The sequence below is a fragment of the Paraglaciecola sp. L3A3 genome (assembly GCF_009796765.1).
In the GTDB taxonomy this organism is placed as follows: Bacteria; Pseudomonadota; Gammaproteobacteria; order Enterobacterales; family Alteromonadaceae; genus Paraglaciecola.
The window spans coordinates 5,168,033-5,179,867 of record NZ_CP047023.1 but is presented as its reverse complement, the minus strand read 5'-3'; the positions used below and the strand labels follow the sequence as shown (position 1 = coordinate 5,179,867).

Here is an 11,835-nt window from a genome sequence, read left to right as displayed (position 1 = left end):
AACTAAAACAAACTATTAAAATGCTTCTTATGTTATTTGTATATCCTAAGATTCATAATAATATCGATTTCTACCAAATTGTTTAGCTTTGTATAAAGCTTGATCGGCATAATCTAAAATATCTCTTTGAGTCAAATTTGAGTTAGGCAGTAATGTATATATTCCTACACTAATTGTGACTTTATTAAACGAAGATTCTTGATGGGGAATCCCTAACTTGGCTATGGATTCTAACAAAACTTTGGCCAGATATTTTGCGCCAGTTAGATCGGTTTCAGGTAAGAAGCACAAAAACTCTTCTCCGCCGAATCTTATAGCGATATCTGTTGGGCGTTTCACTATCTGCTTAATTGTTTTTGCCACTAATTTTAAACAATCGTCGCCTTGCAAGTGCCCATAAGTATCATTAAACCGCTTGAACCAATCAACATCGATCATTAATACACTCAAAGGGTTACCTGTTCGATTAGAGTATAAGATGCCTTTTTCCATGACATCATCTAATATATTTCGATTATTTAGACCTGTTAATCCATCGATGTACGACATATTGCGCAATAAATCGGCTTGTAGTTTGCTTGTTAAATGAGCTTTTACTCGATTTAATAAGGTGACACCATTAACTGGCTTGGAGACAAAATCCACACAACCAGCATTCCAACAGCTGATTTCTCCTTCTATGTCTAAAATAGAGGTGATAAAGACAACTGGAATGTGCTGGGTACCTGCATTGGCTTTTAATTGCCGGCAAGTTTCTAATCCTGAAATACCATCCATGACTACGTCGAGTAAAATTAAATCCGGCGGCGTTTTATTACAAAACTCTAACGCTTCTTCTCCAGAATGTGTGATGTGTGTCTGGTATTGGTCAGATAAAATATTATCGACCACCATAGAATTAATTGGATCATCATCAACAATTAAAATAACCGAAGAGGCTAATGATTCTGGTGATATAGACAAAAACTGATTCAAGTTAATCTGTCTTAAACAAAAGTTGCACTAAATGAGAAAGAGAAATAATGGAGCTCCAATAAAGTAAGTCATATTTTCACACATTTCTTATAGTTAGAATACACGTATTTAATAGCGGCAAAAAGATAATTCTAAAAAAATATCCCCTACAATTGGGAAAATTTCATCTCAAAAACAACCTTAAATGAATTTATACCAATAGGCCTTCAGGTTATTTACTTATGCATTGCTAAAACACCTTGTTTAAACCCATTATCATAGCTCTCTATCTGGTCGTTTGTTAAAACAAAAAACAACTAAGCTTTCGATTATATTTAGGAGATAATAATGAAGAAAAACACTGCAATTTACTTTTCAGTGTTGCTGATGAATATGTAATGTAAATGGCAAAAAGGGCTTGATTTTAGCCCCAAAATTGATATTTATAACGATATAGTGAACTATATCAACACTAACTTGTACCGCTCGATAGACCATACGTGCCAGCATGGATACTTTCTACATCTATAGCATCAAAAGTATATTCAGTATGGCAGTATTGGCAATTCATTTTAATATCACCTTCTTGCTCAACTATTTCTAACAACTCTTCTTTAGATACACTGGCGAGAGCCCCTGCACTGCGCTCTTTGCTGCAACTACATTTAAATACCACATCATTGGCTGGGTATAGTTCCACTTCTTCTTGGTGATATAGACGATATAAAATTTCTTCAGCAGGTAGTTCAAATAACTCTTGGTTTTTGATGGTATCTGTCAACTGACTTAGATGATCGAAATCAGTCTCGTGTTTTTCTGTGGTTTGGCTACTAGTGGGCATGATTTGTAAAAATAGACCACACACTTTTTCATCATTTGGATTCAACTGAGTACGCAAAATGACTTTAGTGGCTAGTTGCTCTGATTGCAAAAAATAACTTTCAATACATTCTGCTAAGGTTGGTTTGTCTAATGCCACCATGCCTTGATAACGTTCACCATCTTTGGGTGTAATAGTAATCACTAACACCCCCTTTTGAATTAATTGCTGAAAAGTATCAGGTAATTCAGTTAATTCTTCGTCCCATCTGGCTACACCACGTAACTCTTGTTTATGGGTCCCATTAATCACCGCATAATTCAAAGCGCCTTCACTTTGCAATTGAATTGCAATATCACCTTCAAATTTTAACGTGGCGGTTAATAAACTCGTGGCGGCCATTAATTCACCCAATATTTTTTGAATAATAGGTGGATACTTATAAGAATTTAAAATTTGTTGATAACTAGATTCTAAGCGAACTAACTCGCCCCTGACGTTACCTTTGTTAAATAAAAAGCGATGAAGCTGGTCAAATGCCATATTGATTACCTTGGGAATTACTGTTGTTTGAATTGAATTATTTGCCGACGTTGCTTTTTGTCTGGCCTGTGTTCGGGTTTAGGACTATGAAAAATGCTAAGTTTACGCGCTTCTGCATTACTTGCACGCAGCTTTTCACTAGATTCAGTTTCTTGATACATCAATTGGGCTAAGGGGGCTCCTTGTCTTTGTTCCTTTACCTGTAAAACTATAATATCCTTTATATCAAACCCTTGGGGAACTTTAATGGCAGCTCCTAACTCTACTATTTTACCGGGTTTACTACGTTGGCCATTGTAATGGACTTTGCCAGACTGTATTGCATCCCTGGCTAATGAACGAGTTTTGAAAAATCGTGCAGCCCATAACCACTTGTCTAGCCGGACTTTAACTTCTGGGATTAAGTTTTTGCGCATGATCTGAATAACCTTTCATATTTTTAGGATTTTGTTATTATTTTGTAACCTTAAACGATTAGAGTTGTAGGTATACTTACGACTCGCTATCATTAGCATGTTACGCTTTTTTATTATCCCACCGAGAAACAATGACTTTCGCAAATTATAACGCTAATCAATTATGGCTCCAACTAGTTAAGAACCAACAAAAACTGAATGCTTTGGTGGTCGCTCTATTGGTGATTTTTTTGCTAGCTTACGCAGCGGAGCTCACATGGCGACTTTTACCTCAACCTACGATCAGCGGTCAAACTCAAACTGGCAAGCAACAAACATCTAATGTTACTCGTAATAATTCAACAAATTTAGCTGATATAAAAAAACTCAACCTTTTTGGTGACCTAGCGGCCAAACCTGTAACGCAACAAGTGGTAACCGATGCCCCCGTTACTCGTTTAAATTTAACCCTAACAGGTGTTGTCGCAAGCTCAGTTGAAGATGATGGCGCAGCGATAATAGAAAATCGAGGCCAGCAACAAACCTATGGTATAGGTGATAAAATTGACGGCACCAATGCATCATTAAAAGAAGTCTATGCAGACCGAGTGATCATTAAAAATGGCCCACAACACGAAACTTTAATGTTAGATGGGGTTGATTACACCAAAGCCAATGAACAAAATGAGATAAACTCAAAGCCTCAGCCTATTACTATTAGCGGCCCTCAAAATGTTGACCGCAGACGCACTCTATCTGATGAGGCCATCGAAGCCACTCGACAGTTACAACAACAACCTGCCAATTTTACCGACTATATTGCTGTTTCACCCCATCGTATTGACGGAGAGCTTGTAGGCTATCGTGTTATGCCTGGCAAAAAACCATCATTATTTAAAGCTGCGGGGCTGGTTGGCGGCGATATCATTACAGAATTAAACGGCTTAGATTTGACTGATATACAGCAATCTTTAGAAGCTATGAATATGTTAAAAGAATTACAGTCTTTGCAAATGACAGTATTACGTGAAGAAGAACTTATTACCATTTATCTTGATCTACCCGAAGGGGAAGAGGAATTTTAAGCATGACGTGTTGTAGCGGCAAACGCCGAAATATTTTTAAAGGATTAATCATCGCCTTAGGAAGTGCCTTTTTTGCGGTTTCTAGTTTAGTTGCTGCAGCTGATTATTCGCCTAATTTCAAAAATACTGAAATCAGTGAATTCATTAATATTGTGGGTAAAAACTTAAAAAGAACCATAATAGTTGATCCCAATGTAAGGGGGAAAATCACTGTTCGTAGTTATGATTTATTAAGCGAAGAACAGTATTACCAGTTTTTCCTTAACGTTTTACAAGTCTATGGTTATTCGGTTGTAGAAATGTCTAGCGGTGTGATTAAAGTCATTCGTTCTAAAGATGCGAAATCTTCTAATTTACCCGTAGTGGAAGGCAGTCCATTTGATGGTGACGAAATGATTACCCGCGTTATGCCTGTGTATAACGTACCAGTTCGTGAATTAGCTCCATTACTACGTCAATTGAATGACACGACTGGCGGTGGCAACGTTGTCAGTCATGATGCTTCCAATGTAATGATGCTGACAGGTCGTGCTGCTGTAGTGAATCGCTTAGTTGAAATTATTGAGCGTGTAGACCAAGCCGGGGACGAAGAAGTTGAAATAGTCAAACTAAAATATGCTTCGGCCTCAGAAATGGTGCGTATTATAGACAGTATTAATAAATCTCAAGGCAAAGCCCCTACGGCCAATAGTAAGTCAGAGCCGAGAGTAGTGGCCGATGATAGAACTAACAGCATTATTGTTAGTGGTGACATAAAAGCACGCCAGCGTTTAGTTAATCTAATTGAACGTATGGATCAAGAATTAGAAACCAACGGCAATACCCGTGTTATCTTCCTAAATTACGCGAAAGCCGATGAATTAGTAAAAGTATTACAAGGCGTCAGTGCCAGTATTCAAGCTGAAACAAGTGGTAATGGTAGCTCTAAAACTAACTCTCGTGCTGCAAGCAGCAATAACCGCTCAGTCAGTATCGATTCTCACGAAGACTCTAACGCATTAGTGATCACTGCCGAGCCCGATATGATGCGTTCTTTAGAAGAAGTGATCAGACAATTAGACATCCGCCGCGCCCAAGTACAAGTAGAAGCCATTATTGTGGAAGTATTTGAAGGTGACGGTGTGACCTTAGGGGTACAACTAGGCAGCGAAGAAGGTGGTGGTACTCAATTTACTAATGGGGTAACCGGCATAGGTTCATTAGCTGTAGCCGCCGAGCAAGCGCGAGACAAAACTACCACTACCACAGGATTTGACGACGATGGAAATCCTTACTCATATGACTCTACTGTAGAAGGTGATTTTGCTACTTTGGCATCAGTATTAGGTGGCGTCAACGGTATGATAGCTGGCTTTGTGAAAAATGGCTGGGGAGCCGTAGTACAGGCTGTGAGTACAGATACTAACTCAAACATTTTGGCCACACCTCATTTAACCACCATGGATAACGAAGAAGCCTATTTTATTGTGGGTCAAGAAGTGCCGATTATTACTGGCTCTACCGCGAGTTCAACTAACTCTAATCCTTTCCAGCAAGTAGAGCGTAAAGAAGTCGGGATTAAACTTAAAGTCACCCCACAAATTAACGAAGGTGATGCCATTCAATTATCAATCGAACAAGAAGTATCCAGTGTGAACGGCGCTACCTCGGTTGATATAGCTATCAGTAAACGTGAAATTAAAACCTCAGTGATTGTTGATGATGGTGGCACTATAGTGCTGGGCGGATTAATTGACGAAGATGTACAAGAGAGTGTATCTAAAGTGCCATTACTAGGTGATATTCCCTTTATTGGCAACTTGTTCAAATCCACCACTACTAGTAAACGTAAACGTAACTTAATGGTATTTATTCGCCCCACAATTATACGTGATGGGGTGACGATGAATAAAATTAGTCAACGTAAATATCAATATATTCGTGGTGAACAACTAAAACGTCAATCTCAAGGTATTCCGTTAATGCCATTAACCGAAGGTCCAGCGTTACCGGAGTGGGATGAACAACTTAGTTTACCGCCGTCATTTAATGAATATTTAGAAAACAAAGATAAGGCCGAGGACTAAGTTATGTCTGCCGCGCAGATTAATATAGCTGATGCAGAAGAACAGGCTCTAGTAGAGTCTGGTGCAGACTTAGATACACCTATTGATGAAGCAGAACATAAACAATTAGCTTTTAGTTTTGCCAAACGTCATCAGGTTTTATTAGACACGGGCGAATCTCCTGCAATTTTGTATCACACACAAGATACTGAATTTCAAATTTTTGCCGAAGTCAGACGTTTCTTAGGTGCGGAATTTCGTTTACGTGAAATCGAATTAGAAAAATTTGAATCACTATTAACCAATGCTTTCCAACGTGACTCATCAGCAGCCAAACAATTAATGGAAGACATAGGTAACGAAAGTGACCTATTTAGTTTGGCCGAAGATTTACCTGATACCGAAGACTTATTAGAAAGTGAAGATGATGCGCCTATCATCAAACTCATCAACGCCATGTTAGGTGAGGCCATTAAAGAAGGCGCTTCAGACATTCATATTGAAACCTTCGAGACCCAACTTTTGGTACGCTTTCGAGTCGATGGCGTATTGCGAGAAATTCTCAAACCGAATAGAAAAATGGCTTCAATGTTGGTTTCCCGTATTAAGGTTATGTCTAAAATGGACATAGCTGAAAAACGTGTACCGCAAGACGGTCGTATCACTTTACGTATTGCAGGGCGTGCAGTGGATGTGCGGGTCTCAACTATGCCTTCAAGTCATGGTGAACGGGTAGTGTTACGTTTATTAGATAAAAATAACGTGCGTCTTAATCTAGAAGATTTAGGCATGACCCAAACGAACAGAGGTTATTTCTCAAGTTTGGTACGCAAACCACACGGTATCATTTTGGTAACAGGTCCTACGGGGTCTGGTAAATCAACCACCTTGTACGCTGGTTTAAGTGAAATCAATTCAAAAGACAGAAACATTCTAACAGTAGAAGATCCTATTGAATTTGATTTACAAGGTATTGGCCAAACTCAAGTTAATGCTAAAGTTGATATGACTTTTGCCCGTGGTTTACGGGCCATTTTGCGTCAAGATCCTGATGTGGTGATGGTAGGTGAAATTCGAGATCTAGAAACGGCACAAATTAGTGTACAAGCTAGTTTGACCGGTCACTTGGTGATGTCGACCTTGCATACTAATACCGCGGCAGGCGCCATTACCCGATTAGAAGACATGGGCATCGAACCCTTCTTATTATCTTCAAGTTTATTGGCTGTTTTATCGCAACGCTTAGTCAGAACCTTATGCCCTGATTGTAAAACCTCACATCAACCGACCGAACAAGAATGCAAGGTTTTAGCGATTAATCCTAGTGATGCGGCAAATAATCTAATTTGTTCACCTAAAGGTTGTGCGGCATGTAATCAAACAGGTTACCGAGGCAGAACCGGTATTCATGAATTATTAGTGGTAGATGAAGGCATACGTGAATTGATCCACAATGGTCATGGCGAACAAGCAATTGAAAGACATATTCGTCAAACAACACCTAGCATTCGTGACGATGGCTGCAGCAAAGTTTTGTTAGGTTATACCTCACTTGAAGAAGTGTTGCGTGTTACTAGGGAAGACTAATGGCTGCTTATGCATACCAAGCCATGGAGAAAAATGGCAAGACTAAAAATGGCGTATTAGAAGGCGATAATCCTAGACAAATACGCCAGCAACTTCGTGAATTAGGTTTGATCCCCATGCAAGTGGATCAAGTGGCCGACAAAGAACGCAAGTCACAACAAAGTTTCACCTTATTTAAAGCCACTATTTCTGCTTCCGATCTGTCTTTGTTAACTCGGCAGTTGGCTACCTTAGTTGAATCATCGCTACCTATTGAAGAAGCATTACTGGCGGTAGCGGAACAGTGTGAAAAACCTCGTCAGAAAAATATGATGATGGCGGTGCGTAGTAAAGTGGTAGAAGGTCATACATTAGCCGATGCCTTGGGCGAATTCCCTCATGTGTTTGATAACTTATTTTGTGCAATGGTAGCGGCAGGTGAAAAATCGGGGCATTTAGATACAGTATTAAATCGTTTAGCTGACTACACTGAAAACCGCCAAAAAACTCGTAGCCAAATTACTCAAGCCTTGGTTTATCCAATGATTATGATGTTTTTTGCCTGCGCTATTGTCATCTTATTATTAACAGTTGTGGTGCCTAAAATTGTTGGCCAGTTTGAACATATGGGCCAAGACTTACCCACTATCACCCAAATATTAATTGATGTAAGTGAATTTTTACGTAATTACGGTTTGTTTTTAGGCGCTTTCATCGTGCTGGTTTTGGTCGTTATTGCCAGAGTGTTAAAACAACCGGTAATGAAAAAACGTTATCACAAATTCATATTGACCCTGCCACTTATTGGCAAGGTATCTAAAGGCTTAAATACCGCTCGTTTTGCTCGTACTTTGAGTATTTTGACCTCAAGTGCCGTGCCCTTGTTAGAAAGCATGAACATTGCCGGCAATGTCCTAGAAAACTTGCATATTAAAGCTGCCATCAAAGACGCTGCAGTTTTTGTTAAAGAAGGCTCTAGTTTACGGGCATCTCTAGAACAAACCAAAATGTTCCCACCTATGATGATGCATATGATTGCCTCAGGCGAACGCAGCGGCGAATTACAACAAATGCTCGGCAGGGCAGCAGACAATCAAGACAGACAGTTTGAATCTTTAGTGGGTGTATCCCTAAAAATATTCGAACCTATCTTAATCGTAACTATGGCTACAGTCGTATTATTTATTGTACTGGCTATTTTACAACCAATTATGGCTTTAAACTCTATGGTGAACCTCTAATGAAACTACAATTTATCAAATCAAATCGCGCCAATCTTAAGGGTTTTACCCTAATCGAAGTAATGGTGGTATTACTTATCATAGGCATAATGGCGGGTATTATTGCGCCGCAAATTTTAGGTAGCCAAGAAGGTGCACAACTGAAAAAAGCTGCGGTAGATATTCAGCAGCTAGAAAGTGCCTTAGAAATGTACAAGTTAAGAAACAATGTTTTCCCAACAACTGAACAAACATTAGATGCCTTAGTCAATGCACCTACCATAGATCCTGTACCACGTAACTTTCCAGATGGCGGTTTTATCAAACGTTTACCTCAAGATCCTTGGGGCAATGACTACCAATTATTAAATCCAGGCGAATTAGGGGTAATTGATATCTTCTCTAATGGCCCAGATTTAGAACCTGGTACAGAAGATGACATTGGTAATTGGAACCTAAACGAATACTTAAATTAACCATTAATATATTGAGTTATTGTGTCTCACTTTCGTACCAATACAGCTGTACAGAAGGGTTTTACCCTTATTGAGGTAATGTTAGTGCTGGTAATCATGGGATTAGCAGCCAGTGCAGTTGTGTTTAATTTTAATGGCCAGAGTAATGACGAGCTATTAAAACAACAAGTACAAAGGTTAGAAGTGATCTTTAATATGGCATCTGACTATGCCGTATTAAATCAAAGACAATTAGGTTTACGAGTAGAACAAAAAACTAACAGCTATTATTTTATGTTGTTAGATGAAAATCAAAAATGGACCAAATTTGCTGGCGATCCAACCTTTGAAGAACATGAATTACCAGAACTATTTAATCTTGAACTTACTCTCACCGATTTACCTTGGGAAACCGAGCAAAATTTGTTTAGTACTGAAGTGTTTGATGAAGAATCCTCTTTTGATCAAGACATAGTGCAAATTGGTGAAGAGGAAGAAAAACCGCTTTTGCCACCGCAAATATTTATCTTTTCTAGCGGCGAAATTACTCCGTTTTCTCTGTCTCTAGCTTTTGAACCTGAATTTAGTAACGAATTGCCTGTATATTTTCGGCTAAATGGCCAAGACAGCATACCGCTACAAAGAGAAGGCCCATTAGATGCGCCATAAACTTAATTCACGTCAAGCAATCAAAAAACAATTTGGCCTAACCTTAATTGAGGTAATGGTTGCTTTGGCTATTTTTGCATTAACAGCTTCGGCAATAGTAAAGGCCTCAGGCGATCACTTAAGTAGCGTCGGGCAAATAGAACAAATAACCTTTGCCACTTGGGTCGCCAATAATCGTTTAACCCACTTACATATTTCATCAACATGGCCAGTTGAAAATAATAAATCTGGTGATGAAGAAATGGCAGGCAACACTTGGTACTGGCAACAAAAAGTCGAAAAAACCAGTGACAAAGACATGGTGAAAGTTGAAGTCTCTGTAGCCACAGACAAAAAATTTGAAAATGCCGTCACATCAATTACCGCTTTTATAACAAAGCGTACTTAAAGATGAAAAACTCAATTCGTACTTCTCGCGGCTTTACACTATTAGAAATTCTAGTGGCTATGTCAATTTTCACCCTAATTGGATTAGCCAGTGCCGGCGTAATTACCTCGGTGATTGAAAGTGACAAACTATCTAGCCAAAGATTTGAACAGTTAGAAATATTGCAACGCAGCATGCTAACTATCGAACGAGACATAATGCAAGCTATGCCTCGCAGCACTCGGATAGATGGTGAATTAGCTAAAACAGTATTGATTGGCGGAGAAGGTGTATTCGACAGCGACGCAGATGGTATTGGTTTTGTTCGTGGTGGTTGGCATAACCCGCAACTAATATTACCTCGTAGTACATTACAGGCAGTGGGTTATCGTATGCAAGATAATCAATTACAAAGAGTTTATGGTAATTATGTAGATAATGTCATTGGCTATGAACCTAAAGTAAAAGTGTTATTGTCAGATATTGAAGACTTTCAAATCAGCTATTTAACCGACAGTAAAAATGTCGATGAAGCCAACCTTTGGCAAGAAGAATATTCAGCCGAAACCTTACCCATAGCAATATCAATCATAATCGTTAGCAAAACCTTTGGCGAGATTCATCGGGACTTTTTATTGGCCGCAGGTTCATGAACCGACCGCAAAAAAAGCAAACAGGTGTTGCGCTGATCATAGTACTCTTAATAGTTGCCATTGTTAGTGTGCTCGCGACCGAAATGGGCACTCGCTTACAATTACAAATAAAACGGGCATCTAACATAAAAGAAAACAATCAAGCTTATTGGTATGCCATGGGCGCAGAACAGTTTGCGCAAAAGTCTCTGCTGGAATTATATAAAACGAATAGCGATGTCATCCATTCAGAACAACCTTGGAATCAAGAGTTTACCTTTCCTATAGAAGGGGGAGGAATTCAAGCACAACTGATTGATTTACAATCATGTTTTAATCTTAATGCGTTAGGAGGGGTCACCACTAAGAGTACTGGCTCCCCAACACCACCAGCAAGTCCAGCGCCCGCTTCACCAAGTGGAGTAGTCGTTAAGGATGAGTTAACTCAGCGTATAGCTGCATTTGAGAATCTTTTGACCATAATCGATGCTGATATCCCCAGTTATAACATTGAAATACTGAAAGACTCCTTAGCCGACTGGTTAGACAAAGATAGCCAAGCAAGAGCATTAGGCGCCGAAGACAATGAATATGAAAGTCGCCAGTTTCCGTATATGGCTGCGAATAATTTTATGGTGCACAAATCAGAAATACGCTTAGTGAATGGTATTGAGGTAAAGTGGTTAGACAAATTATTAGATCTAGTCTGTGTTATACCCAATAATCCATTATTTAAAATCAATGTAAATACCGTTTCTGAAGAAAATGCTAGTATAATCGCCGCTATGACAGGTTTAAGCTTAGACCAGGCCCAGTCAGTTATTTCCAGCAAAGGTAAGGATGGATTTGAAAAAGTAGCTGATTTTTTAAATACCACAGAAATTAAAGCCTTAACATTAACTGATGAACAAAAGGCTTGGTTTGATGTAACCACATCCCATTTTATTCTGCATACTAAGGCTAAATTTAATAATGCCACCTTTGCTATGCAGACTGTATTTGAGATTGATAGTGGCAAGAATGTCAAAGTAATTAGACGAGAATTTAGCGGCTTCTAATGAAGTTTTACTTATTAACCCACAAC

General features: G+C 39.0%; 12 protein-coding genes. 9 read left to right on the top strand and 3 right to left on the bottom strand.

What is annotated here, in order from left to right:
• Positions 1 to 45: 45 nt before the first annotated feature.
• From GQR87_RS21635 to hslR, 3 genes are all read right to left on the bottom strand, one after another.
• Positions 46 to 975: a diguanylate cyclase gene (locus GQR87_RS21635; protein WP_158972742.1), complete on the bottom strand. Its 930-nt coding sequence runs from the start codon at positions 973 to 975 to the stop codon at positions 46 to 48.
• A 451-nt stretch (positions 976 to 1,426) separates the two neighbouring features.
• Positions 1,427 to 2,317, bottom strand: coding sequence for an Hsp33 family molecular chaperone HslO (gene hslO / locus GQR87_RS21630; protein ID WP_158972741.1), 891 nt, complete (start codon positions 2,315 to 2,317; stop codon positions 1,427 to 1,429).
• A 17-nt stretch (positions 2,318 to 2,334) separates the two neighbouring features.
• Positions 2,335 to 2,733: a ribosome-associated heat shock protein Hsp15 gene (gene hslR, locus GQR87_RS21625; protein ID WP_158972740.1), complete on the bottom strand. Its 399-nt coding sequence runs from the start codon at positions 2,731 to 2,733 to the stop codon at positions 2,335 to 2,337.
• A 131-nt stretch (positions 2,734 to 2,864) separates the two neighbouring features.
• Here hslR and gspC point away from each other — a divergent pair, with 131 nt between their 5' ends.
• The 9 genes from gspC to gspK are packed head-to-tail and all read left to right on the top strand — an operon-like array spanning position 2,865 to position 11,809.
• On the top strand, positions 2,865 to 3,797 hold the full coding sequence (gene gspC, locus GQR87_RS21620; protein ID WP_158972739.1) for a type II secretion system protein GspC: 933 nt from the start codon (positions 2,865 to 2,867) through the stop codon (positions 3,795 to 3,797).
• 2 nt (positions 3,798 to 3,799) lie between these two features.
• A complete protein-coding gene (gene gspD, locus GQR87_RS21615) occupies positions 3,800 to 5,863 on the top strand; it encodes a type II secretion system secretin GspD (RefSeq protein WP_158972738.1) in 2,064 nt (687 codons plus the stop codon).
• Between the two features lie 3 nt (positions 5,864 to 5,866).
• Positions 5,867 to 7,429, top strand: coding sequence for a type II secretion system ATPase GspE (gene gspE / locus GQR87_RS21610; RefSeq protein WP_158972737.1), 1,563 nt, complete (start codon positions 5,867 to 5,869; stop codon positions 7,427 to 7,429).
• Positions 7,429 to 8,649: a type II secretion system inner membrane protein GspF gene (gene gspF / locus GQR87_RS21605; RefSeq protein WP_158972736.1), complete on the top strand. Its 1,221-nt coding sequence runs from the start codon at positions 7,429 to 7,431 to the stop codon at positions 8,647 to 8,649. The genes gspE and gspF overlap by 1 nt, the downstream gene beginning before the upstream one ends.
• Entirely contained in the window at positions 8,649 to 9,104 is a 456-nt protein-coding gene (gspG, locus tag GQR87_RS21600) for a type II secretion system major pseudopilin GspG (RefSeq protein WP_199271657.1), read from the top strand. The genes gspF and gspG overlap by 1 nt, the downstream gene beginning before the upstream one ends.
• A gap of 21 nt (positions 9,105 to 9,125) precedes the next feature.
• Positions 9,126 to 9,752 carry a type II secretion system minor pseudopilin GspH gene (gene gspH, locus GQR87_RS21595; RefSeq protein ID WP_255456456.1) on the top strand — a complete coding sequence of 209 codons (627 nt, stop codon included), beginning with the start codon at positions 9,126 to 9,128 and terminating at the stop codon, positions 9,750 to 9,752.
• Positions 9,742 to 10,140 (top strand): type II secretion system minor pseudopilin GspI, encoded by a 399-nt coding sequence (gene gspI / locus GQR87_RS21590; protein WP_158972735.1) that lies wholly within the window; start codon positions 9,742 to 9,744, stop codon positions 10,138 to 10,140. Before gspH ends, gspI begins: the two co-directional genes overlap by 11 nt.
• Before the next feature lie 2 nt (positions 10,141 to 10,142).
• Complete coding sequence (gene gspJ, locus GQR87_RS21585; RefSeq protein WP_158972734.1) at positions 10,143 to 10,772, top strand: type II secretion system minor pseudopilin GspJ; 630 nt, start codon at positions 10,143 to 10,145, stop codon at positions 10,770 to 10,772.
• Positions 10,769 to 11,809 (top strand): type II secretion system minor pseudopilin GspK, encoded by a 1,041-nt coding sequence (gene gspK, locus GQR87_RS21580; protein WP_158972733.1) that lies wholly within the window; start codon positions 10,769 to 10,771, stop codon positions 11,807 to 11,809. The genes gspJ and gspK overlap by 4 nt, the downstream gene beginning before the upstream one ends.
• The last annotated feature ends 26 nt before the right edge of the window (positions 11,810 to 11,835 follow it).